This window comes from Stenotrophomonas sp. YJH_SMC_64 (genome assembly GCF_059371375.1).
Window position 1 is genome coordinate 1 of sequence record NZ_JCAFUN010000021.1, and the last position, 23,244, is coordinate 23,244.

Annotated in this window: 18 protein-coding genes; all 18 read right to left on the reverse strand. The window is 68.2% G+C overall.

From position 1 onward, the window contains the following. Positions 1-1,890, reverse strand: a 1,890-nt coding sequence (locus tag AC5P9L_RS19585) for a methyl-accepting chemotaxis protein (protein ID WP_495201614.1), incomplete at its 3' end; no start/stop codon positions are given. Positions 1,891-2,260: 370 nt separating this feature from the next. After that, a complete protein-coding gene (locus tag AC5P9L_RS19590) occupies positions 2,261-4,252 on the reverse strand; it encodes a chemotaxis protein CheA (protein WP_005409520.1) in 1,992 nt (663 codons plus the stop codon). Positions 4,253-4,297: 45 nt separating this feature from the next. Beyond that, entirely contained in the window at positions 4,298-4,663 is a 366-nt protein-coding gene (locus tag AC5P9L_RS19595) for a response regulator (protein WP_005409521.1), read from the reverse strand. Further along, entirely contained in the window at positions 4,660-4,968 is a 309-nt protein-coding gene (locus AC5P9L_RS19600; RefSeq protein WP_005409522.1) for an STAS domain-containing protein, read from the reverse strand. The genes AC5P9L_RS19595 and AC5P9L_RS19600 overlap by 4 nt, the downstream gene beginning before the upstream one ends. 286 nt (positions 4,969-5,254) lie before the next feature. Beyond that, positions 5,255-6,469 carry a chemotaxis protein CheW gene (locus AC5P9L_RS19605; protein WP_065183654.1) on the reverse strand — a complete coding sequence of 405 codons (1,215 nt, stop codon included), beginning with the start codon at positions 6,467-6,469 and terminating at the stop codon, positions 5,255-5,257. Then, the gene (locus AC5P9L_RS19610; protein WP_005413243.1) at positions 6,466-7,248 is read right to left on the reverse strand and encodes a ParA family protein; all 783 of its coding nucleotides are present in this window, start codon (positions 7,246-7,248) and stop codon (positions 6,466-6,468) included. The genes AC5P9L_RS19605 and AC5P9L_RS19610 overlap by 4 nt, the downstream gene beginning before the upstream one ends. 4 nt (positions 7,249-7,252) lie before the next feature. Continuing rightward, positions 7,253-8,269 carry a flagellar motor protein MotD gene (gene motD, locus AC5P9L_RS19615; RefSeq protein WP_005409526.1) on the reverse strand — a complete coding sequence of 339 codons (1,017 nt, stop codon included), beginning with the start codon at positions 8,267-8,269 and terminating at the stop codon, positions 7,253-7,255. Between the two features lies 1 nt (position 8,270). Then, positions 8,271-9,011, reverse strand: coding sequence for a flagellar motor protein (locus tag AC5P9L_RS19620; protein WP_005409527.1), 741 nt, complete (start codon positions 9,009-9,011; stop codon positions 8,271-8,273). A gap of 101 nt (positions 9,012-9,112) precedes the next feature. Next, positions 9,113-10,942 (reverse strand): chemotaxis protein CheA, encoded by a 1,830-nt coding sequence (locus tag AC5P9L_RS19625; protein ID WP_111188869.1) that lies wholly within the window; start codon positions 10,940-10,942, stop codon positions 9,113-9,115. A 2-nt stretch (positions 10,943-10,944) separates the two neighbouring features. Then, on the reverse strand, positions 10,945-11,550 hold the full coding sequence (locus tag AC5P9L_RS19630) for a protein phosphatase CheZ (RefSeq protein WP_012480099.1): 606 nt from the start codon (positions 11,548-11,550) through the stop codon (positions 10,945-10,947). Next, positions 11,550-11,942 (reverse strand): chemotaxis response regulator CheY, encoded by a 393-nt coding sequence (cheY, locus tag AC5P9L_RS19635; protein WP_005413247.1) that lies wholly within the window; start codon positions 11,940-11,942, stop codon positions 11,550-11,552. Before cheY ends, AC5P9L_RS19630 begins: the two co-directional genes overlap by 1 nt. A gap of 57 nt (positions 11,943-11,999) precedes the next feature. Further along, positions 12,000-12,743: an RNA polymerase sigma factor FliA gene (locus AC5P9L_RS19640; RefSeq protein WP_005413248.1), complete on the reverse strand. Its 744-nt coding sequence runs from the start codon at positions 12,741-12,743 to the stop codon at positions 12,000-12,002. Further along, positions 12,740-13,627 (reverse strand): MinD/ParA family ATP-binding protein, encoded by an 888-nt coding sequence (locus tag AC5P9L_RS19645; protein WP_005409532.1) that lies wholly within the window; start codon positions 13,625-13,627, stop codon positions 12,740-12,742. The genes AC5P9L_RS19640 and AC5P9L_RS19645 overlap by 4 nt, the downstream gene beginning before the upstream one ends. Further along, complete coding sequence (flhF, locus tag AC5P9L_RS19650; RefSeq protein ID WP_495230696.1) at positions 13,614-15,236, reverse strand: flagellar biosynthesis GTPase FlhF; 1,623 nt, start codon at positions 15,234-15,236, stop codon at positions 13,614-13,616. The genes AC5P9L_RS19645 and flhF overlap by 14 nt, the downstream gene beginning before the upstream one ends. 145 nt (positions 15,237-15,381) lie before the next feature. Next, complete coding sequence (gene flhA / locus AC5P9L_RS19655; protein ID WP_279915856.1) at positions 15,382-17,442, reverse strand: flagellar biosynthesis protein FlhA; 2,061 nt, start codon at positions 17,440-17,442, stop codon at positions 15,382-15,384. Between the two features lie 44 nt (positions 17,443-17,486). Further along, on the reverse strand, positions 17,487-18,617 hold the full coding sequence (gene flhB / locus AC5P9L_RS19660; RefSeq protein WP_049404619.1) for a flagellar biosynthesis protein FlhB: 1,131 nt from the start codon (positions 18,615-18,617) through the stop codon (positions 17,487-17,489). A gap of 84 nt (positions 18,618-18,701) precedes the next feature. Further along, positions 18,702-20,951, reverse strand: a complete 2,250-nt coding sequence (locus AC5P9L_RS19665) for a CocE/NonD family hydrolase (RefSeq protein WP_279915855.1) — start codon at positions 20,949-20,951, stop codon at positions 18,702-18,704. Positions 20,952-21,067: 116 nt separating this feature from the next. Beyond that, the gene (locus tag AC5P9L_RS19670; RefSeq protein ID WP_227415837.1) at positions 21,068-23,203 is read right to left on the reverse strand and encodes a putative bifunctional diguanylate cyclase/phosphodiesterase; all 2,136 of its coding nucleotides are present in this window, start codon (positions 23,201-23,203) and stop codon (positions 21,068-21,070) included. Positions 23,204-23,244 lie beyond the last annotated feature (41 nt).

Genomic DNA, 23,244 nt, shown 5'->3' on the forward strand with positions numbered 1-23,244 from the left:
CACGCGCTGCACCGAGGCGACGATCTCGCCCATGGTGCTGCCGGCCTGGTGCACCAGGCTGGAGCCTTCGGCGACCTTGCCGACCGAATCATCGATCAGGCCCTTGATCTCCTTGGCCGCCGCAGCCGAACGCTGGGCGAGGGTACGCACTTCGCTGGCGACCACGGCGAAACCACGGCCCTGCTCACCGGCACGCGCGGCTTCCACTGCGGCGTTCAGCGCCAGGATGTTGGTCTGGAAGGCGATGCCGTCGATGACGCTGATGATCTCGGCGATCTTCTTCGACGAGGCTTCGATGGCCGACATGGTGGTGACCACCTGGCCGACCACCTCGCCGCCCTGCGAGGCGACACCGTGCGCGCCGATGGCGAGCTGGTTGGCCTGCCGGGCGTGCTCGGCGTTCTGGCGCACGGTGGAGGTCAGTTCCTCCATCGAGGCGGCGGTCTCTTCCAGGTTGGCCGCCTGCTGCTCGGTACGGCGCGACAGGTCGCTGTTGCCAGACGCGATCTCGCCAGCGGCGAGGGTGATGCTGGAGGCACTGGCCTGGATCTGGCCGACGATCTGGGTCAGCTGCGTAACGGTGGTGTTGGCGTCGTCACGCATGCGCGCGAACACGCCGTTGAACTGGCCGTCCATGCGTGCGGTCAGGTCGCCGGCGGCGATCGACTGCAGCAGCTGCGAGAGCTGGCCGAGGTTGCCGTCGGCCACCTGCATCATGCTGTTGAGCTGCTCGATCATCACGCGGAAATCGTGATCGAAACGCTGCGCATCACCGCGCTGGCTGAAGTCGCCGGCGGCGGCGGCCGAGGCCAGCTGCTGGATCTGCGTGTTGATGGCCAGCAGGCTGGCCTTGGCCGCGTCCATCGACTCGTGCAGGATCGCGCGGCTGCCTGGCAGGCGGCGGGCGTCCGGGGCGAGGTTGCCGATGGCGTACTGGTTGAGCACTTCAATGGCATCGACGATTGCATCGAGGTGTTCGAAGATCACCGTGTTGATGCCGCTGGCCAGCTGGCCGTAGACGCCCGGGAAGTCTTCCGGAATGCGGTGGCTGATGTCCGGGCCGGCATGCATCTGTGCCATCAACTGGGTCTGTTCGCTGAAGCGGCGCAGCATCGCGGTCATGTCGGCGGTAGCCGCCAGCATGCGGCCAGCCTCGTCCTTGCCGGTGCTCTGGGTGGTGACGCTGAGGTCGCCGCGTGCGACGGCCTGGATGGCGTTCACGGCCTTGCCCAGGGGGCCGGTCACGGCGCGCGAGATGACCACCGCCAGTGTTGCGGCGACCACAACCAGCAATACGACGGCGGCAATGATCGCCAGCATGCTGTTGCGGTGGGTGGCATTGGCGTTGTCGATCTTGCCCTGCATCAGCGAGCTGCTGTACGCGCCCAGTGCCTTGAGGTCTTCAAAGGCCTTGCGGCGCAGCGGGCGCGACTGGTCGTCGGAGATCTGCCGTGCGACGACGCCATCGCCGGCGGTGGCCGCTTCGCGCAGCTTGGCATTGGCTGCGAAGTAGCCATCGACGTCGGCCTGCACGGCGCGGTAGAGCTCGCGTTCCTTGGCGCCGGCCGGCAGCTTGGCGTATGCGGCCAGCTGTTCGCGCACAACGGCGGCGGTGTCATCCATGCGCTTGTTGTAGTCGGCCACCTTCTCGGGCTGGTCCAGCATGCTCAGCTGGGCCAGCTCATAGGTGCGGAACTCACCCAGCTGCGAGCGCACTTCGCCGAGGTACTGCACGGACGGAATATCGTTGGAGGCCATCGCGCTCAACTGCGCGTTGGCCTCGGACAGGCGGACCAGGGCGAAGGCGCCCAGTACGACGGTCATCAAGGTGGTGAGGGTGAACCCCACGGCCAGCTTGCGGGCGATGGGCAGATCTTGGAACCACTTCATGCAGGGTGCTCCAGGTGGGCAGAGTGCCGGCGTCTGTGCGCCGGTTCGGGGGTGGTTGCAGAGCGAACGGGGGTGCCCGGTGGGGTTCGGTGACGACCGTCATTGCGAAATAACGGCGCCGTCCGCGTGGACTTTATGGACGCAGATCACATTCGGTTGCGTAGGGATGACAGCGCGAAAGCGTTGCAGCGGCGTGCTTTCGCTTGGATGAAGTAGTTGCGCCCGCAACCACCATGGCGACGGAGTTCACAGAAGGGATGGGGTCGGAGCTCTTTCCTGCGGAAAGGGATCCGACCCCCTTGGTAGAGCGCGCACAAACAAAAACCGCCGCCCCGAAGGGCGGCGGTCCAGTACACGCATGCAGCGTGGATCAGGCGGCCTGCGGCATCCGCAACGAGCGCACCAGTCCGCCAATGTCGACGATCAACGCGACGCGGCCGTCGCCAAGGATGGTGGCACCGGACACCCCGCCGATACGGCGGTAGTTGTTCTCGATGTTCTTCACCACCACCTGCTGCTGGCCGACCAGTTCATCCACTTCCAGTGCGATCTTCTGGCCATCGCCTTCGACCACGACCACCAGCGATTCACTGCCCGGCGCACGGTTGCCGTAGCCGTAGTACTCGCTCAGCGAGAGGATCGGCAGGTACTCGCCACGTACGCGCAGCACGCGGCCTTCGCCGGCCATGCTGCGAATGTCCTCGGCCTGCGGCTGCAACGCCTCAAGCACATAGGCCAGCGGCAGGATCAGGGTTTCGCCGGCAACCGCCACGGTCATGCCGTCGAGGATGGCCAGGGTCAGCGGCAGGCGGATCAGCGTGCGGGTGCCAGTACCCAGGCTGCTTTCGATCTGGACCTCACCGCCCAGTGCCTGGATGTTGCGGCGAACCACGTCCATGCCGACGCCACGCCCGGACAGGTCGGTGACCGCATCGGCAGTGGAGAAGCCTGGCTGGAAGATCAGGTCCCAGACCTGCGAATCGGTCGGGTTGTCCGGTACGGCCAGGCCGCGTTCGGTGGCCTTGGCCAGGATCTTGGCGCGATCCAGGCCGCGGCCGTCGTCGCTCACTTCAATGACGATATGGCCGCCCTGGTGCGAAGCGGCCAGGGTGATCGTGCCGGTTTCGTCCTTGCCCGCGCCGCGACGCACGTCGGGCATTTCCAGGCCGTGGTCGATCGAGTTGCGCACCAGGTGCACCAGTGGATCGGCGATCTTTTCGATCAGCCCCTTGTCCAGCTCGGTGCCCTCGCCGACGGTGCGCAGGCGCACCTGCTTGCCGAGGCGGCTGGACAGGTCGCGGACCAGGCGCGGGAAGCGGCGGAACACCGCGTCGACCGGCAGCATGCGAACGCCGATCACCGCTTCCTGCAGGTCGCGGGTGTTGCGTTCCAGCTGGTCCAGGCCGGCGAACAGGCTCTCGGCGTGGACCGGGTCCAGCGCGTGCGAGACCTGCTTGAGCATGGCCTGGGTGATGACCAGTTCGCCGACCAGGTTGATCAGCGCATCGACCTTGTCGACGCTGACGCGGATCGACGTTTCGGCTTCCTGGGTGGCAGCACCGCCGGCGGCAGGCGCAGCAGGCGCTGCCGGCACGACGGCAGCAGGTGTGGAAGGGGATGCAGCAACGGGCGCCTGGGTCGCCAGGCTCGGCGGCGCTGCCGGACGGATGTCCAGCTCGCAGTCGTCCAGTACCCAGGCGAAGGTGTCTTCGATCTTGCTGCGCGGCACCTTGCCGACCAGGCCCAGGTCCCACGCCAGGTGGGCCTCGAGCGGGTCGAGCTGGGCGAAGCCCGGCAGGCGTTCCATGCGCGCGGCCACCTGCAGCGAGCCGAGGTGTTCCAGTTCGCGGATGATGCGCAACGGGTCGTTGCCGCTCATGAACAGCGAGGGTGCCGGGGTGAACCCGATCTGCCAGGCTTCCGGCGTATCGTCCACCTTGGCTGCGGCAGCGGCCGGCGCGCTCGGTGCGGCCTGGCCGGAGAGAACGGCTTCGAGGCGCGCCTTCACTGCGGCGACCGCAGCGGGGTCTGCGGCCTGGCCATGTTCGGCTTCGCGCAGCAGGGCGCGCAGTACATCCACCGAGGACAGCATGGCATCGACGGCATGGCCTTCCAGGGCGCGCTTGCCGGCACGCAGCTCATCGAGCAGCGTTTCCAGCACGTGGGTCAGGCCGGCGATGGCATCGAAGCCGAAGGTGCCGGCGCCGCCCTTGATCGAGTGGGCGGCGCGGAACACCGAATTGATGATCTCCGCGTCCTGCTGCCCCGATTCCAGGGCCAGCAGGCCAGCCTCCATCGCGTCGAGGCCTTCGCGGCTCTCCTCGAAGAAGGTGGCGTGGAAGCGTTGCAGGTCCATGCTCATGGCAGTGGTGGTCCGGAAGCGAAGAGGGGGAGCGGTGCGGGGCGATCAGCCCAGCACTTTCTGCACGGTGGCGACCAGCTGTTCCGGATTGAACGGCTTGACCAGCCAGCCGGTGGCACCGGCGGCCTTGCCTTCGGACTTCTTGTCGGCGGCCGATTCAGTGGTCAGCATCAGCAGCGGGGTGAACTTGTAGTCCGGCAGCTGGCGCAGTTCGCGGATCAGCGCGATGCCGTCCATGTTCGGCATGTTGACGTCGGTGACCACCGCGTTGAAGCGCTGGCCCTTGGCGCGACCCAGCGCGACCGCGCCGTCTTCGGCTTCTTCGACGGCAAAACCGGCCGAGGTGAGGGCGAAGGAAACCATCTGGCGCATCGACGCCGAATCGTCCACCACCAAGATACGTGCGCTCATGCAGCGTTCTCCACAGATTTCAGGTTGTCATGGGTTACGTCCAGGCCCAGGGCCTGGGTGACGCCCAGCAGGCGCGCGGCGTCACGGAAGGTTGCGGTGCAACCGTGGAAGCCGGTGCCCAGGCCTGCCTCGCGGCGGGCCTGCACGAATGCACACAGCACCTGCACGGCGGCCGTGTGGATGCGGGCGACCTGGCTTGCATCCAGGGTCAGCTCGCCTGCCTGCGCCACCAGCGGGGCGAGGCGGTTCTTGAGCTCGGTGCTGCTCTCGATGCCGAGATCCTCACCCAGTTCGACAGTGCTCATCGTTGCTCCGGACAAACGGTTCCGTGATCCATAACGGCACCCCGGCGGGGTTCTTTAGAGGAATCGACGCGGTGCGTCGATGCGGTCGCAGCTGAAAAGGGGGCGGAGGGGATCAAGTCGCAAGCGACCTGGCTCTACTGCAGCCCCCTCGGCAACGGCGACCGCGCAGTGGGGACGTAAGGTGTTGATCCAACGGATCAACTCCTTGCGTCCCCGACAGGCACCGCTTCGGCGCAAAGCGCCGAGCCACTTGCGACTTAATCCCCTCCGTCCCCTTTTTTCCAGATCAACTCAACAGCCGTGTGGCGTCCAGCAGGATCATCGGGCGCTGGCTGACCCGGGCGACGCCGCGGAACAGATCATTGGAGATCTGGCAGATGCGGGCGGTATCCGGGGGTTCGATCTGTGAATCGGTGAGGTTGGCGACATCTTCCACTGCCGACACGCGCAGGCCGATGGTCTCGCCGTCCTCTTCCAGCACCACGATGCGGGTCTGGGCATCGTCTTCTGCCGCTGCGGCGCCGAGGTGCAGGCCGAGGTCCATCACCGGCACCACCTGGCCACGCAGGTTCATGATCCCGAGCATCGCCGGTGCCGTGCCACGCAACGGCAGCAGTGGCACCGGCAACACCACTTCCTGCACTTTCAGCAGTTCCAGCGCATAGGCCTGGGTCCCGCAGCGCAGGCGCAGCCAGCGCGAGGTGCGCTCGCCGGCGCGGCGGTTCTGCGGGTGCGGGCTGCTGGCGGGCTGGTGCGCCTGCGCCTGCAGCTCCTGCCAGGTACCGGGACGGTTGGTGGCCGGGGCATCCAGGGCGACGCGGGGCGGCGGCGCGGCGGCAGCACGCGCGGCCGGGGCGGGCGCGGGTGCAGGGCGCGGTGCCGGGGGCGCAACCACGGCCGGTGGCGGCGTGGGGACATCCTCGCCACCCGCAGCGGCTTCGAACGCAGCCTGCAGACCGGGGCTGTCAGTGTGGGCGAGCTGATGGCTGTCGGCCGCGTCGGTCTCGTAGATCACTTCGTCGGGCAGGTCGTCCCAGGTGGGCTCCGGGCCGGCCTTGGCCGGGGCCATCTCGTGGATCACCTCGTCAGGCAGGTCATCCCAGGTCGGTTCGCGCTCCGGAGCGGCGACCGGCATTGCGGCGGCCTCGAAGGCGGCTTCCAGTGCTGCGTCGTCCTGTGCCGGGGCAACGGCAACAGCGTCCGTCTCATAGATCACTTCAGCGGGCAGATCGTCCCAGGTGGGCTCGCGCTCGGCCGTTGTGGCCGCCTCGAAGGCGGCTTCGAGCGTGGCGTTGTCCACGGCAGGCCCCGCGGCGACGGTGTCGGTTTCGTAGATCACCTCGGCCGGCAGGTCATCCCAGGTCGGCTCGCGTTCCGGTTCCGATGTGCTGTCCGGAGCCGGGGCGGCGCTGTGCGGCGTTGGCAGCACGACGGCCGCCGGGGCGATCGCTTCGCCCAGCAGTTCGTCCAGGTAGTCGTCCAGTACGCCGGTGCTGTTCATGCGGCCTGCTCCAGGGCACGGGCATCCTCACCGAGGATCCAGTTCAGTGCGCGGCGATAGGCGGCCAGGCCGCGGCCCGGATAGTCCTCACCAACGCTGGGCAGGGTCAGGCCTGCGGCATTGCTGATGCGGGTGTCGATCGGAATGGCGTCTTCCCACACGCGGGTGCCATGGCGATCCTGCATCGTGCGCAGCGACTCGTTGCCGGCGCGGGTGCGGCGGTCGAACAGGGTCGGCAGGATCGAGATCGGCAGCGGGCGGCGGCGCGAGCGCTCGACCATCTCGCCGGTGCGGACCATGCCGTCCAGGCCATGCAGGGCCAGCGGCTCGGCCTGGGTGGGAATGATCAGGCGGTCGGCAGCGGCCAGCGCGTTGATCATCAACAGGCCAAGGGTGGGGGCACAGTCCAGCAGGATGTAGTCGTGCTGGCCCTGGTGACGCGCCAGTGCGTTCTGCAGGGCCAGGCCGAGGCCGGGCTGGTTGGCGCTGCGGCGCTCCAGCGTGGCCAGCGCCGACTGCGCGCAGACGTAGTCCAGGCCGTGGATGCTGCTGGCATGGCACAGGCTGGAAAGATCGGCCGGCGGGGCGCCGAACAGTTCCAGCACGCCCGCCGGTGGCGGATCCACCGGCACGCCGAAGGCGCGGCTGAGCGAGGCATGCGGATCGAGGTCGATCAGCAGCACGCGATGGCCAAGCGCGGCCAGGCCGCGGCCGAGGGCGAGGGTGGTGGTGGTCTTGCCGACTCCGCCCTTCTGGTTGGCGACTGCCCAGATGCGCATCGGTTTACTCCTTCATTGCCGGGGGAACGGCGGCGCCGACGCGGCTGCCAGCCGGCACCGGCGGCAACTTCACCGGTGCGATGGGGGAGGTGGGGGCGGTAGCCGGAGTTGCGGCGGCCTGTTCGGTGGTGCTGTCGTCGACGGCGCCGGTGGCCGCGTTGAGGCGCTGGCCAAGCGGATCCACCGAATGCGAGGTGTCGGCCAGGATGATGACCATCACCCGGCGGTTGCGGTTGCGCCCCTGCGCGCTGTCGTTCTCTTCGCGCGGACGGAACTGGCCATAGCCAACCATCGCCAGCCGTGATGGCTGCACGCCCTGGTCCGCGAACAGGTGCACCACGCTGGCGGCGCGTCCGGCCGACAGTTCCCAGTTCGAAGGGAAGGTGGCGGTGGCGATCGGCACGTTGTCGGTATGGCCTTCCACGCGCACGCTGTTGGGCACGTCGCGCAGCACCTCGGCCAGGCTGGCCAGCGTCTGCCGTGCATGCACGTCCAGCGCGGCCGAGCCGGTGGGGAACAGGATGTCGCTGTTGATCTCCACTTCGATCCACAACTCGGTGCGGCGCACGCTGATCATGCCGCGGTCGATCAGCGGCGCCAGTGCCGCGGTGAGGCGGTCGGCGATGCTGTTGAGCTGGCGCTCGGCACGGGCGATCTGTTCCTGGTTGTGCACGGAGACCGGCATGCGCATCTGCGAGGCCATCGACGGCAGCAGGGTCGGGTCGTGCGACGGCGCGGGCGCGGAGGGGCCGATCTTGGTGCCGGACTTGATCACCGAGGGGCTGTCCCAGCCGCCACCCTGCACCTGCTTGTTACCCACCTGCACCGGGTTGATGGTGCGCGGTGCGCCGCCGAAGGCATCGGTGAGCGCGTCGGCCATGATCCGGTACTTGCCCTCGTTGACCGAGGAGATCGCGTACATGACCACGAAGAAGGCGAGCAGCAACGTCATCAGGTCGGCATAGGGGATCGCCCATGCTTCATGGTTGGCGTGCTCTTCGTGGTGCTTGCGGCGGGCCATGTCAGTGCAGGAAGCCGGAGAGGTTGGTTTCGATGTTGCGCGGGTTCTCGCCCTGGGCGATCGAAATCAGGCCTTCAATGACCATTTCGCGGTCGCGGGTGTTGTGCGAGATCACGCTCTTGAGCTTGGCGGCGATCGGCAGGAACAGCAGGTTGGCCGAGGCGATGCCGTAGATGGTGGCGGTGAACGCGGCGGCGATGCCGTGGCCGAGTTTGCTCGGGTCGGCCAGGTTCTTCATCACCGCGATCAGGCCGAGCACGGCACCGATGATGCCGAGCGTGGGCGCGTAGATGCCCATCGCTTCGAAGACCTTGGCGCCGGCCTGGTCCTGGTGCTCCTGGCTGCCCAGTTCGATCTCCAGCATGTGACGCATCGATTCGGGTTCAACGCCGTCCACCAGCAGCTGCAGGCCCTTGCGCAGGAACGGGTCCTGCTGCGCTTCCACCTGCGATTCCAGGCCCAGCAGGCCCTGGCGGCGGGCGATGTTGCTCCACTCGACGATCTGCTGGATCAGTTCGCGGCGATCGCTGTGCGGCGGGCGCACGACCCAGCGCACGATCTTGAACGCATGCTTGAACACCGCCGGCGAGGTGTGAAGCAGGATCGCGGCAACGGTACCGACGATGACGATCACGAACGCCGCAGGCGACCACAACGACGCCAGTCCGGCGCCCTTGAGGATGCTGCCGCCGACCAGCGAGGCCAGGGCGAGAAAGAGTCCAATGAGGCTGAGTCTATCCATGGTTCCGGTATCGGCTTGTATGAATGGGACTTGAGACACCGGGAGAATGCGTACAGACGGTAGTCACAGTTTTCGGGTCGCCGGGCCTTGCCCGGCGGCGTTCAGCGTATGCCGTCCACGTCCAGGATCAGTGCCATGCGACCATCGCCGATCAACGTTGCACCGGCATAACCGCGCAGGCCGCGCAGGGCTTTTGGCAGTGGCTTGATGACCACTTCCTCGCGCCCGCGCACCTGGTCCACGACCAGGCCGAAGCGCGCTTCCCCGGCCTGCAGCACCACGATGGTCAGCAGGGTTGACGCGGCCGGCGTCACATCCAGCCACTGGCGCAGGTCGACCAGCGGCAGGGTGTGCGAGCGGCGATCAAGCACGGCGCGGCCATCGAACCAGCCCAGCGAGGTGCGCGGCGCGTGCAGCACTTCCATCACGCGTGCCAGCGGTAGCGCGTAGACGTCCTCGCCGGCCTGCACCAGCAGGGTCGGCAGGATCGCGAGGGTGAGCGGCACGCGGATCAGGAAGCGGCTGCCACGACCCAGTTCCGACTGGATCTGGATCTGGCCGCTCAGTTCGCGGATGCGCGACTGCACCACGTCCATGCCGACGCCACGGCCGGAGATGTCGGTGACCTGCTGCTTGGTCGAGAAGCCCGGCAGGAACACCAGGTGCAGGCACTCCTCGCTGCTCAGGCGGGCAGCGGCTTCCGGATCGATCAGGCCTTTCTCACGCGCCTTCGCGCGCAGCTTCTCCGGGTCGATGCCGGCGCCATCGTCCTGCACCTCGATGCTGACGTAGTCGCCTTCCTGCTGCGCTGAGAGGCGTACATGGCCCATCCGGGGCTTGCCTTGTGCTTCGCGCAGGTCGGGCATTTCCACGCCATGGTCGATGGCGTTGCGGACCAGGTGCACCAGCGGATCGGCCAGTGCTTCGACCAGGTTGCGGTCGAGTTCGGTCTCGGCGCCGACCAGCTCCAGGTCCACTTCCTTCTTCAGCGAGCGGGCGACGTCGCGGGCGACCTTGGGGAAGCGCGAGAACACCTTGCCCACCGGCTGCATGCGGGTACGCATCACCGCCGACTGCAGGCGGGCAGTGGCGATGTCCAGCGTCGATACGGCGCGGTCCAGCTCCTCGTCGCGCAGGCGTGCACGCAGGGTCTTCAGGCGGTTGCGGGAAAGCACCAGTTCGCCGATCAGGTTGACGATCGCATCCAGGCGCTTGGTGTCCACGCGCACGGTGTGCTCGGCCTCGGCCATCGGCTTGGCCGCCGGCTTGGCGACGGGCGCCGGTACGGGCGCCGGGCGCGTTGCAGCGGCAGGTGCTGCCGCGACGGTGGCAGCAGGCTTCGCGCCTGGCGCAGCGCCGCCGTGCAGCTGGTCCAGCAGCGCTTCGAACTCGTCTTCGCTGATCAGGCCGTCGTCGGCCTTCCTGGCCGGCGCGACCGCGGTCGGTGCGTTGCCGCCATGCAGCTGGTCGAGCAGGGCCTCGAATTCGTCGTCGGTGATCAGGTCGCTGCCAGCTGCCGCAGGGGCGGCCGCAGCGACCGGCGCGGCAGTGCCACCGTTCATGTCGAACTGCGCGATCAGGTCCGGCGGCGCATAGCCTGGCTCGGTGCCGGAGGACACGGCGTCCAGCATCGACTGCAGGTAGTCCAGCGATTGCTGGGCGGCGTCGAAGTGGTGGGCCTGCAGCACCGCCTGCCCGGCACGCGCGATGCCCAGGGCCTCTTCAGCGGCGTGGCACAGCTCGACCATCGCAGTGACGCCAAGGAAGCCGGCACCGCCCTTGAGCGTGTGGTATCCACGGAACACCGCGTTGAGCTGCTCGGTGTCCTGCGGTGCCTGCTCCAGCGACACCAGCTGTTCGCCCAGGCGATCCAGGATTTCCTGTGCCTCGATGATGAAATCGGCAGTGATGTCGTCGGATACCGCGCTCATGCTTACAGCCCCAGATCCGACAACAGGTCGTCGGCGTCGTTCTGCGAGACCGCGTGGCGGTCCAGTCCCTTCAGTGCCGGCCCGGCCAGTTCCGGGTCGGTGCGATGCTGTTCCGGCGGCAGGCCGAGTGCGCCGAAGCCCTCGTGCACGCGGCGGACGATGCCGACCACGCGACGGATGATCTGCCCGGTCAGGTCCTGGTAGCTCTGGGTCAGGGCGATCTCGGTCAGGTTGTGGCGGATGCGCTCGAGCTGCGCGTCCTGGCCAGGCTGCAGGCCTTCAGCGCGCAGCTGTTCGGTCAGGCTGCGGCATTCCTCGGCCAGGTCCAGGGTGCGGTGCGTGGCCTGTTCGGTCATGGCCACCACGTGGTCCAGGCGTGCGCAGGCGTCGTCCAGCTCACCGGCCTCGCTGGGCACGGTCGGCAGCTCACCCAGTGCCTGCCCCAGCTCGCGGGCCAGCCGCGAGAGGCCGCTCATCATCGGCTGCGTACGCAGCGCGACCAGTCCGTCGATGCGCTGCCGCCAGGCGGCCTCGTCACCGGACTCGAGTGCGTCCAGGGCTTCCTGCAGGCGCAGGGAGAGGGCGCTCTTGTCGACCGTGGTATCCATCAGGCGCTGGCCGCCAGGCGTTCGAAGATCTTGCCGAGCTTCTCTTCCAGCGTCTGCGCAGTGAACGGCTTGATGATGTAGCCGTTCACGCCGTTCTGGGCGGCTTCGATGATCTGTTCGCGCTTGGCTTCGGCGGTGACCATCAGCACTGGCAGTGTCTTCAGCTTGGCATCGGCACGGATCGCCTTCAGCAGCTCGATGCCGGTCATCACCGGCATGTTCCAGTCGGTGACCACGAAATCGAACGGCTGGCTCTGCAGCAGCGACAGCGCGGCATGCCCGTCCTCGGCTTCGGCGGTATTGGTGAAGCCCAGATCGCCCAGCAGGTTCTTGACGATCCGACGCATGGTCGAGAAGTCATCGACGATCAGGATGCGCATGTTCTTGTTCAAAGCAGAGTTCCTTTGTTGTTCATTCCGGGCGGCCGGGGGCAGCCGCCTCGGGCATGTTCATTCTTCCAGGCCGGCGTCCGCCGCCTCGAAAATCTTGAGCCGGCCACGCAGGCGCAGCACCGCCTGGCCGTGGATCTGGCAGACCCGCGACTCGCTCACGCCGAGCACCGCGCCGATCTCCTTCAGGTTCAGTTCCTGCTCGTAGTAGAGCGAGAGCACCAGCTGTTCGCGCTCGGGCAGGTGGCCGATGGCCTTGCCCAGCTCGCGGCCGAACTCACCACGCTCCAGCACCTGCTGCGGGGTCGGGCCGCCCTGGGCGACGGTGTCCAGCTCGCCCTGGTCCTCGATGCGCGACTCCAGGCTCAGCACCTGGCCACGTGCGGCGTCTTCCATCAACCGCAGGTATTCGGGCAGCGGCATCTCCATCGCGGCGGCCACTTCGGTGGCGCTGGCGGCGCGGCCGCTGCTCTGTTCCAGGCGGCGGATGGTGGCGGCGGCATCGCGTGCACGGCGGTGCACGGAGCGCGGCACCCAGTCGCCACGGCGGATCTCGTCGATCATCGAACCGCGGATGCGGATCGAGGCATAGGTCTCGAACGAGGCGCCCTGGTCGGCGTCGTAGCTGCGCGACGCTTCTATCAGGCCCATCATGCCGGCCTGGATCAGGTCGTCCACTTCAACGCTGGCCGGCAACCGCGCGGCCAGGTGGTGGGCGATGCGCCGCACCAGGTCCGAATGCTGGGCGATGACCTCGTTGGCCGCCGAGCGCTGGACTTCCCTGTACTGGGCTGCGCCTTTCATGCGGCCACCCCGCGCTGCTTGAGGATGCGCTCGAGGAAGAACTCGACGCCGCCACGCGGTTCGGTCGGCGCCTGCCAGCGTGCGGTGCGACGCGCGATCTCGGTGATCGCCAGCGCGGCCGGGCTGGACGGGTAGGCCTTCACCACCGGCTGCTGGCGCTGCACCGACAGGCGCAGCCAGTCGTCCTGCGGCACGCAGCCCAGGTAGTTCAGCGAGACATCGGCGAGGAACTTCTCGCAGACGCGGGTCAGCTTTTCGTACAGCACGCGGCCCTCGTTGGGGTCGCGCACCATGTTGGCCACTACCTGGATGCGGTCCACGCCGCGTTCGCGCGACAGCACCTTGATCAGCGCGTAGGCGTCGGTGATCGAGGCCGGCTCGTCACAGACCACCACCACGGTGTCCTGCGCGGCCTGGCAGAAGGTCAGCACGCCGTCGGTGATGCCTGCGGCGGTGTCCACCACCATGATGTCCAGTTCGCGTTCCAGCTCGGAGAACACGTTGACCAGGCCGACGTGCTCGGCCGGGGCCAGCTCGGCCATGTGCCGGCGGCCGGACGCGGCCGGCACCACCAGCACGCCGTTCGGGCCTTCGACGATGACGTCGTCCAGCGAGCAGCGGCCGGCGACCAGGTCGGCCAGCGTGAAGGTCGGGTTCAGCCCCAGGATCACGTCGATGTTGGCCAGGCCCAGGTCGGCGTCCAGCAGCAGCGTGCGCTTGCCCATCCCGGCCAGTGCCACCGCCAGGTTGGCGGACACATTCGTCTTGCCCACGCCGCCCTTGCCGCCAGTGACGGCAATGGTGCGCACAGGGCCGAGCGGCTCGCTGCGGGTGGCCGACAGCGGGAAGGTCTTGGTCAGCTTGGCGTACTCACGCGACGGCATGGTTCAACTCCGGGTTGCAGGGTATATCGGCCGCTCGGCGCAAATCTTCAAGGCGAAGTACAAGATTGGCTGCACTGGCCCGGTGCAGGTCGTCCGGAACGTCCTGGCCATCGGTCACCCAGGTGATCGGCAGGGCGTGGTCCACGGCCACTGACAGGGCGTTGCCGAAGCGGCCCGTCTCGTCCAGCTTGCTCAACACCAGGCCCTGCAGGTTGGCGGCGCCGAAGCGGCGGACCACCTCGTCCATGTCGCCGAAGCTGGTGTTGGCCGGCAGCACCAGCAGGGTGCGTACCTGGCGGGCGGCGCGCAGCCACTGCAGCTGCGCGGCCAGCGCGCGGTCGCGCGGGCCCAGCCCGGCGGTGTCGATCAGCACCAGCTTGTAGTCCTTCAGGCGTTCCAGCAGCTGGTCCAGGTCGGTGCCGCTGTTGGCCTCGTGCACCGCGATGCCGAGCTGGCGGCCGTAGCCGTACAGCTGCTCGCGGGCGCCGATGCGGGTGGTGTCGGTGGTCACCAGGGCCACGTCGCGCGGCGCATGCTTCTCGGCGAAGCGCGAGGCCAGCTTGGCGATGGTGGTGGTCTTGCCGGCGCCGGTCGGGCCGACCAGGGCGATCACGCCGCCTTCTTCCAGCGGGTCGACCGGGGCGATCGGCAGCTTGCGCGAGATCAGCCCCAGCATCAGGCCGCGGCCACGATGGGCTTCGGTCTCCAGCGGGATCTGCATGGCCACGTCGCGGGCCAGCCCGGCGTCGAAACCGTACTCGTCCATCAGGTCCAGCGCGGTGGCGCGCACCGGGCTGCCACGCAGGCGCTCGTCGGTGAAGCGGTTCATCTCGCGCTCGATCACCTGGCGCATGCCGGCCACTTCCTGGCGCAGCTGGCGGATCTCGGCGTCGTCCTGGGCAACCACGGTCAGCGTCGGTGCCGGGGCCAGCATGGGGGCCGGGCTGGCTTCGCCGGCGGCTTCGAGCGCTGCCGTTTCGCTGGCGGCGATGTCAGGCTGGACATCGGCCATGGCAGCGCCCGGCAGCGGCGGCGGCTGCACGGCGGGGGGCACGCTTTCGTGATGCGTGTCGTGCGGCGGGTCGATCTGGAAGCGGGCGCGGTTGGCCGGCGCGGTGACGGCCGGGCCCGGTGCGACGATGGCCTCGGCGAACGGGGCGAAGATCTGTTCGGGCAGCGCCGGTTCGTTGACGGCGGCGCGCGCCAGGGTGGCTGCGAAGCCGGTGCTGCCGCGGGTCGGCACGATCTCGTCGGCGCTGTCCAAGGTGCGGCCGGTGGCACCCACGGCCGCACGGGCGAGGGCGGCCACGGCCGAGGTGGTGGCGGCCACCGGCTCCGGCGCCGGGGCAGCGCTGCGGCGGCGGGTGACCGCGGCGATCACCGCGTCAGCAGCGGTGCGCGGCTTGGGTGCCGGCGGCGGTGCGACATCACGGCGCGAGGCTTCCAGTGCACGCTGCACGGCGCTCTCGTCGTAGTTGGCCGCGGCGACGATCTCGACGCCTTCCTCGATCCGGCGGTTGGACAGGATCACGGCGTCAGGACCATGTTCCTTGCGCACCAGGTTCATGGCGGAGCGCATGTCGGCGGCGACGAATCGTTTGATTTTCATGCTGTGGTCACGGGACGAAGACGGCGGGGTGGCGGTCGGAGAACTCGGGTGGTCGGTGGTCTGCACGGTGCGGGTTCCCCTTGGTATCTGTCTGTTGCGTTGGTTCGAAGGTGGTGTCTGTTTTCTGGCGCATCGGTGGGCGGCGTCAGCTGATCGTTCCGACCAGCTTCAGGCGCTTGTCCTCCGGCACCTCGCTGTAGGCCAGGACCGACAACGACGGAACGCTGTGGCGGACCAGGCGCGCCAGCGCGGCGCGCACCGGGCCCGGTACCAGCACGACCGCCGGCTCGTTTCGCGCTTCCTGCTTGCTGACACATTCGGCCAGGCTCTGGTGCAGTCGCTCTGCGAGTCCGGGTTCCAGCGCGGCGCCGTTGCCCTGCGTGGACTCCTGCAAGACACGTTCCAATTGCGGGTTGAGGGTGAACACCGGCAGCTCCGCCGACATTCCGGCGATCTCCTGCACGATGAAGCGGCCCAGCGCGGTGCGCACGGCAGCGGTCAGCACCGCCGGGTCCTGGCTGCTGGGCGCGTGTTCGACCAGCGCTTCGGCGATCTTGCGCAGCTGTCGGATCGGGATGCGCTCGACCAGCAGGTTCTGCAGCACGCGCACCACTGCCGACAGCGGCAGCGCCTTCGGCGTCAGATCTTCGACGAGCTTGGGCGCGCTCTTGGCCAGGTTGGCCAGCAGGTGCTGCACTTCCTCGTGGCCGAGCAGTTCCGGCGCATGTTCGCGGATCAGGTGCGAGAGGTGGGTGGCCACCACGGTGGCCGGGTCGACCACGGTGTAGCCCAGCGTTTCAGCCTGGGCACGCTGGTGCGGCTGGATCCAGGTGGCATCCAGGCCGAACGCGGGATCCTTGCCGGCAATGCCCTCCAGGGTGCCCAGCGCGCTGCCCGGGTCCAGCGCCAGTTCGCGGTCCGGGTGGATCTCGGCGGTGGCCACTGGCACGCCATGCACCAGCACGCGGTAGCCGTTGGCCGGCAGTTCCAGGTTGTCGCGGATGTGCACCGAGGGAATCAGGAAGCCGACGTCCTGGGTCAGCTTGCGGCGCACGCCCTTGATGCGCGCCATCAGTTCGCCGCCCTGGTTGCTGTCCACCAGCGGGATCAGCCGGTAGCCGACCTCAAGGCCCAGCGGATCGACCGGGCTCAGCTCGTCCCAGCTCAGTTCGGCGGTCGGCGCAGGTGCCGCCGGGCGGCCGAGTGCGTTGAGTGCGGCCGCGTCATTGCCGGCGGCTGCCGGGTCGGTGGCTGCGGCCTTGCCCTTGCGGTAGACCTTCCAGGCGATGAAGCCGAGGATAGCGGCCAGCGTCAGGAAAGCGACGTTGGGCATGCCCGGCACCAGGCCGACCACGCCGATGATGCCGGCGGTGATCGCCAGCGCGCGGTACTGGCCGAACACCTGGCCGGTCATCGCCTGGGCCATGTCCTGCGAGCGCGAGGCGCGGGTCACCAGCATCGCCACCGCGCTGGAGACCAGCAGGGCCGGCAGCTGCGCCACCAGGCCGTCACCGATGGACAGCAGGGTGTAGGTGGCAGCGGCTTCGCCGAACGGCATGCCATGCTGCAACACGCCCACGGCCAGGCCGCCGAGCATGTTGATGAACAGGATCAGGATGCCGGCGATGGCGTCACCGCGGATGAACTTGCTGGCGCCGTCCATCGCGCCGTAGAAGTCGGCTTCCTCGCGCACTTCCTCGCGGCGCAGCTTGGCTTCTTCACGCGTCAGCAAACCGGCGTTGAGGTCGGCGTCGATCGCCATCTGCTTGCCGGGCATCGCGTCGAGGATGAAGCGCGCGGTCACTTCCGAAACGCGGCCGGCGCCCTTGGTGATGACCACGAAGTTGATGATGGTCAGGATCGCGAACACCACGATGCCGACCGCATAGTTGCCGCCGATCACGAATTCGCCGAAGGCGGCGATGACCTTGCCGGCGGCGTCGTGGCCGTTCTGGCCGTTGAGCAGGATCACGCGGGTGGAGGCCACGTTCAGCGCCAGCCGCAGCATGGTGGTGATCAGCAGCACGATCGGGAAGATGGTGAAGTCCAGCGGGCGCTTCACGTAGACCACCGCCAGCAGCACCATCAGCGAGATGGCGATGTTGAAGGTGAACAGCGCATCGAGCACCGGCGCGGCCAGCGGCACCACGACCATGGCCAGCAGGGCCAGCACGATCAGCGGCGCGCCAAGGCCCTGGCGGATCATTTCCAGGGCACGGCGGGTGTTGAAGCCGGCGGAGGGCTGGGCGCTCACGGGCGGCCCCCCTTGCCGAATTCATCCACCTGGATGTGCGGGGCGTCCGGCATCGGGCCAGTGCGCCAGGCGCGCAGCTGGTAGACGTAGGACAGGACCTGGGCGACGGCCGAATACAGTCTCACGGGGATTTCCTTTCCGAGTTGGCCTTCCCGATACAAGGCGCGTGCCAAAGGCGGGGCGGAGACGATCGCGACCTTGTTGCCGTCGGCGACCTCACGGATGCGCAGGGCGGTTTCGTCCACGCCCAGGGCGACCACGGTGGGGGCGTTCATGGCGCCACCTTCGTACTTCAGGGCCACCGCGTAGTGGGTGGGGTTGACCACCACCACGTCGGCGGTGGGTACCGCTTCCATCATCCGGCGGTTGGCCATCTGCTGCTGCAGCTGGCGGATGCGGCCCTTCACCTCGGGGCTGCCCTCGCTCTCCTTCATTTCCCGGCGCAGCTCTTCACGGGTCATCTTCAGTTTGCGCATCCAGTTCCAGCGCTGGTACGGCGCATCGATGGCGGCCAGCACCAGCATCGCGCCGGCGGTGGCCAGCAGCAGGCGCAGGGTGAAGCCCAGGCCATCGGTGATGGCGGTCTCCAGCGGGTGGTGGATCAGCCCGCGCAGGGTGTCGAAGCCGGTCCAGACCACCAGTCCGGCGGCGACGCCGACGAAGGCCACGCGCAGCAGCGATTTGGTGAACTCGGCAATGGCCTCCGGGCCGTACAGGCGCTTGAGCCCGCTCATCGGGTTCATGCGGTTGATGTCGGGCAGCAACGCCTTCTGCGACCAGCGCAGGCCGCCCATCACCAACGGGGCGACGAAGCTGGCCAGCAGGCAGACCAGCACCAGCGGTGCGATCACCAGCATGAACTGCAGCAGCAGGTCGCCGAAGTGGCCGAACAGTTCCTTCGGGTTCTGTCGCAGGCTCTGTTCCGGGCTGAGCGCCTGCTTCATCCAGGCACTGGCGCCACGGCCGATCGAGCCGCTCATGGCCATCACCGCCAGCACGCCGGCGCCGAACACGGCGGCGGTGCCGAGTTCGCGCGAGCGCGGCAGGTTGCCTTGTTCACGGGCGTCGCGCAGGCGTTTTTCGGTAGGTTGTTCGGTCTTTTCGCCGGCGGATTCGTTCTCGGACATCACAGGCACTGCGGCAGGGGATGCCGGGGTGCGTGCAAGAAGTGTTCCGTGATGGGCCGTTGCCTATCCACGCATGGCGTGGCTCTACTGGGGGGTGTCGCTGGTGGGGTGCAGGGGAATCGTCAGAACACTGTCGCTGTGCCAATCCACCTGCAGCGGGGCGCCCGCATCGGCGGCCGATTCATCGCTGACATCGCGCCCGGTGCCGTGGTTCACCTGGTGCATCGCGTCCTTCAGCACATCCACCTTCACCAGCAGGCGGCTGCCGGCAGCCAGGCGGCGGGCGACCATGCGCGTGCGATCGAAGGGCAGGTGGGTCCATTGGCCGGGCTGCAGCAACTGGCGCGTGCCCGGGTCACGCACGTGGCTGGCCCGGCCCATGTAATAGGACAGCTGCATCCGGTGTCCATCGGCCATCAGCTCGTACAGGGTGACGGTGAAATCGAAGTCGCGCTTGTTGATCCGCACCTTCAGGTCGCCGGAGAAGCTGCCCACCAGATCCATCGGTCCGGTGAAGGGTTCCGAGACATAGGCCAGCGCGGTGTCGGCTTCATCCTGTGCTGCGACGATGGGGAACGGGTAGTAGCCGTGCCGCATTTCGTTGCGGTCGGCCATGTCCACGGTCTGCTCCAGCTGGCCCGGCGCTGGCGGCTGTTCCTGCAGGCGGTGGTAGCCATCGGGCGAAGCGGGTGCGGCCGACAGGTGGTAGCGGCGATGGGCACCCGCGGCGGCGTCCAGTGTTGCCGCATGCCCCCAGCGGTTGGCGCCCATCAGCTGGTAGTTTACGCGGTCGGGCACCAGCGCCGGGCGAGGGGCGCCGCGCAGCACATGGTCCAGCCACTGGAAGGTCAGTGCGGGCGTGTCGAACTGCGCGACAGGATCCAGCTCATGGCCACGTAGCTGCATCGGCTTGAGCGCCGACTGCGCACCGCGGTGGTCGTAGGGGCCGATCAGCAGGGCATGGTCGGCATCGGGGCGGTGCCGCAGGTGGTCCTTGAAGTACTGCAGTGCCGAGATCTGGCCGTCGTCGTAGTACCCGGTGATGGTCAGCACCGGGATGCGGATGTCGTCGAACTGGTCGCCATAGGGAACCATCGACTGCCAGTAGGCGTCGTACGTCGGGTGATCGAGCCAGCGCTGCAGCCAGGGGTTGGGCGTGCCGTCGATCTGGTCGATCTGCCGGTAAGGGCGGCCGGAGGCATACCAGCGGCGGGGCAGCTGTGACCAGCGTTCGTTCTGGTTGTAGGTGTCGTTGTCCAGCATCGGGCCATTGGCCACATAGAACGCCCAACCGTAGTTGGCACTCAGGAACACGTTGTTCTCCATCGGAAGGCCCTGGCCGGGGATGGCGGCAACGTAGGGCACGATGGTCTTCAATGCGGGATGGTGATGGCGCGCCGCCGCCCAGGCAGTAAAGCCCTCGTAGCTGCCGCCATACATAGCCACCCGGCCATCGCTCCATGGCTGGCGGCTGATCCAGTCGATGGCCGCGTTGGCGTCCGCGCCGTCATGCTCGTAGGGGGCGATGGTGCCGCTGCCCTGGCCCTTGCCGCGCGCATCGACCACGATGCCGGCGTAGCCATGCGCGGCGGCCAGCAGCATCTTCTGCCGGTTCTTGGGTGGATCGGTGTAGATGGTGAACAGCATGGCCGCAGGCAGGGGCACCGATGCGGCGCGAGGGCGGGCCAGCTGCGCCGACAGCACGACGCCATCGCCAACGGGGATGCGCAATGCGTCGTCTATGGCGAAGCGGCGCTGCTCTTCCGCCGCGACCAGCGGAGGGGCCAGGGCAGCGGCCAGGGTCTGCGCACGCAGTACTGCCCGCAGGCGCAGCAGTTCCAGGGCGACAGCCTCGGCAATGGTCGTCGCCCCCGCCTGTGCCGCGACGGCCTGCTCCAGCTGGGCGCGCACCGGGGCTGGCTCAGCCGAGAGTGCGGCACCGGCCTGCACCGCGGCAACGTCGTCGAGGGCGGCGAAGGTGGCGTGGAAGGCGCGCGCATACGCCGCTGCGTCCTGCTCGCCGGCGGTGACGAGCAGCAGCATCGGTACCCAGCGTTGCACTGCTGCGGTATCACCTTCGCTTGCAAGCGATGCGCGTGCCTGCTGGATCGATCGCCGCGCTTCGGCCGTCTGGCCCGCCGCCACCAACGCGTGGCCGCGCTGTACATCGGTCAGGCTGGGCGACTTCAGCACGCCCTTGCCAAGGGCCTGCAGGGCAGCGTCGACCTGGGCCGGGGAAGCATCGGCTGGCAATGACCACGGCAGATCAGCGGCAGCAGCGTGGCCAACAGCAAGGGCCAGCAACAGGCCAGCAAGGGGGGTGCGTAGGGCCACGGGCGCTTCCTGGGATGAGGGTGGAACGGCGCATCCACGCGTGGCGTGGATCTACCGAAGGCCAACCAATGGTAGCGCCGGGCCGTGCCCGGCGGGAGCCGAGCGCAGGCTCGGCGCTACCGGGGCGCGTTGTCGCTGGGCGGTGGGCTCTGCGCCAGTTCCACCCGCGGCCGGGGCAGGTCGTGCAGCTGCATGAAGCGCGCCGCATCGACTGGCCGTCCCAGCAGGTAGCCCTGCAGGTAGTCGCAGCCCAGGCGCTCCAGGTAGGCGCGCTGGGCGGCGGTCTCCACGCCCTCGGCGACGATGTCCATGTCCAGCGCATGGCCCAGCGCCACGATCGCCGAGACGATCACCACGTCCTCTGCACTGTGTTCCAGGTCGCGCACGAACGCATGGTCGATCTTGATCTCGGTGGCCGGCAGCCGCTTCAGGTACAGCAGGCTGGAATAGCCGGTGCCGAAGTCATCGATGGAGATGCCTACGCCCAGCGCCGACAGCGCCTGCAGCAGGCGCAGGCTGGTGTCGGTATCGCGCATCACCGTGCTTTCGGTGATTTCCAGCACCAGGTGGCGCGGAGCGATGTTGTGGCGTTCGATCACCGCGCGCACATCCTGCAGCAGGTGCGGCGAACTGAACTGCACCGGCGACAGGTTCACCGACATCGACCAGCCTTCGTGACCGGCATCGTGCCAGCGCCGCAGCTGCAGGCAGGCCTGGTCCAGCGCCCAGCGCCCGATCTCGTTGATCGCACCACTGCGCTCGGCCAGGCGGATGAACCGATCGGGCGGAATCAGGCCATGCTCCGGATGGTGCCAGCGGATCAACGCTTCGGCACCGGCCACCTTCTGCGTGGCCACGCGGATCTTGGGCTGGTAGTGCAGGAACAGCTGCTCGCTGCCGATGGCCCGGCGCAGGTCGGCCAGCAGCCGGAACTGTTGTTCGGCGCTGTCATTCATCCAGTCGGCGAACAGCACGAAGGCGTTGCGCCCGGATTCCTTGGCCTGGTACATCGCCGCGTCGGCAAAGGCCATCAGCTGCCGCTCGCTGGCGGCGTGGTCGGGGCAGATCGCCACGCCGATGCTGGCGGTTACCTGCAGTTCGTTGTCCGGCAGCAACGGCCCACTGCCGACCGCCTGCAGGATGCGCCGGGCGAGGGTTGGCAGATCCTCATCGTGCTCGATGCGCACCACCAGCACGAACTCATCGCCGCCCAGGCGCGCCAGCATGTCATGGGGGCGCAGCAGCTGGCGGGTGCGCTCGGCCACCGCCACCAGCAGTGCGTCACCCGCCTGGTGGCCATAGGCGTCGTTGACCTGCTTGAAACCGTCCAGGTCCATGAACATCACCGCGAAGCGGCTGCCGCCCTGTTCGGCCTCGGCCAGTGCCTGCACGATGCGGCGCTGCAACAGCAGGCGGTTGGGCAGGCGGGTGAGCGGATCATGCAACGCGGCCTGGGTCAGTTCCTGCTGCGCATCGGTCAACGAAGTGCTCAGCATGGAATTGCGCAGTCGTAGCAGCTGCGCCTCCACCCGCTGGTCCAGCCAGGACACCACCAGCACCACCGCGAGGATCGCGACCGTCAGCACCACTACCAGCATCGCCAGCCACTCGTTCTGCAGGCCATCGCCGACCGCCGCGCCGCAGATGCTGCCTTCCGGAAAGCGTGCGGCGGCCATGCCGGTGTAGTGCATGCCAACGATGGCCAGCCCGAGCAGGCCAGCGGCTGCCAGCCGGTCGCCGACACGGGTGCGCTGCGCGCGCAGGCGGAATGCCACATACAATGCAGTCCATGAGGCGGCGACCGCCACGATCAGCGAGAACAGCAGCCAGCCCGGGTCATAGTCGATGCCGGGTTGCATGCGCATCGCCGCCATGCCGACGTAGTGCATGCCGGCAATGCCGGTACCCATCAGCAATGCCCCGCCGGCCAGGCGTGGGTGCGGCAGGGTGCGCAGCGAAACCAGCCACAGCGCGAACACCGATGAGGCGATGGCCAGGGCCAGGGAGAGCAGGGTGATCGGCAGGTCGTAGCCGAGCGGAATGGGCAGGTCGAAGGCGAGCATGCCGATGAAGTGCATCGACCAGATGCCCAGGCCCATGGCGAAGCCACCACTGAGGCGCCACCACCAGGCCGCGCCCTTGCCGGGTGCGGTGACCGTGCGCCCGGCCATCGCCAGCGCGGTGTATGACGCCATCACGGCAACCAGCAACGAGATCGCCACCAGCCACGGGTTGTACGTGCCTACCAGCATTCGTCAGTCTCCCGGACCTGCCTGTCGACGGAAACCACGGT

Excerpts from the sequence above, each read along its gene's own strand:
- AC5P9L_RS19605 (WP_065183654.1), bottom strand. The coding sequence starts at position 6,469 with ATGAACAGCACCGGCGTACTGGACGACTACCTGGACGAACTGCTGGGC.
- AC5P9L_RS19610 (WP_005413243.1), bottom strand. The coding sequence starts at position 7,248 with ATGCGCATCTGGGCAGTCGCCAACCAGAAGGGCGGAGTCGGCAAGACC.
- AC5P9L_RS19670 (WP_227415837.1), bottom strand. The coding sequence starts at position 23,203 with ATGCTGGTAGGCACGTACAACCCGTGGCTGGTGGCGATCTCGTTGCTG.
- AC5P9L_RS19645 (WP_005409532.1), bottom strand. The coding sequence starts at position 13,627 with ATGCCGTCGCGTGAGTACGCCAAGCTGACCAAGACCTTCCCGCTGTCG.
- motD (WP_005409526.1), bottom strand. The coding sequence starts at position 8,269 with ATGGCCCGCCGCAAGCACCACGAAGAGCACGCCAACCATGAAGCATGG.
- AC5P9L_RS19640 (WP_005413248.1), bottom strand. The coding sequence starts at position 12,743 with ATGAAAGGCGCAGCCCAGTACAGGGAAGTCCAGCGCTCGGCGGCCAAC.
- flhB (WP_049404619.1), bottom strand. The coding sequence starts at position 18,617 with ATGTCCGAGAACGAATCCGCCGGCGAAAAGACCGAACAACCTACCGAA.
- AC5P9L_RS19590 (WP_005409520.1), bottom strand. The coding sequence starts at position 4,252 with ATGAGCATGGACCTGCAACGCTTCCACGCCACCTTCTTCGAGGAGAGC.
- flhF (WP_495230696.1), bottom strand. The coding sequence starts at position 15,236 with ATGAAAATCAAACGATTCGTCGCCGCCGACATGCGCTCCGCCATGAAC.
- AC5P9L_RS19620 (WP_005409527.1), bottom strand. The coding sequence starts at position 9,011 with ATGGATAGACTCAGCCTCATTGGACTCTTTCTCGCCCTGGCCTCGCTG.
- AC5P9L_RS19630 (WP_012480099.1), bottom strand. The coding sequence starts at position 11,550 with ATGGATACCACGGTCGACAAGAGCGCCCTCTCCCTGCGCCTGCAGGAA.
- flhA (WP_279915856.1), bottom strand. The coding sequence starts at position 17,442 with ATGATCCGCCAGGGCCTTGGCGCGCCGCTGATCGTGCTGGCCCTGCTG.
- AC5P9L_RS19625 (WP_111188869.1), bottom strand. The coding sequence starts at position 10,942 with ATGAGCGCGGTATCCGACGACATCACTGCCGATTTCATCATCGAGGCA.
- AC5P9L_RS19600 (WP_005409522.1), bottom strand. The coding sequence starts at position 4,968 with ATGAGCACTGTCGAACTGGGTGAGGATCTCGGCATCGAGAGCAGCACC.
- AC5P9L_RS19595 (WP_005409521.1), bottom strand. The coding sequence starts at position 4,663 with ATGAGCGCACGTATCTTGGTGGTGGACGATTCGGCGTCGATGCGCCAG.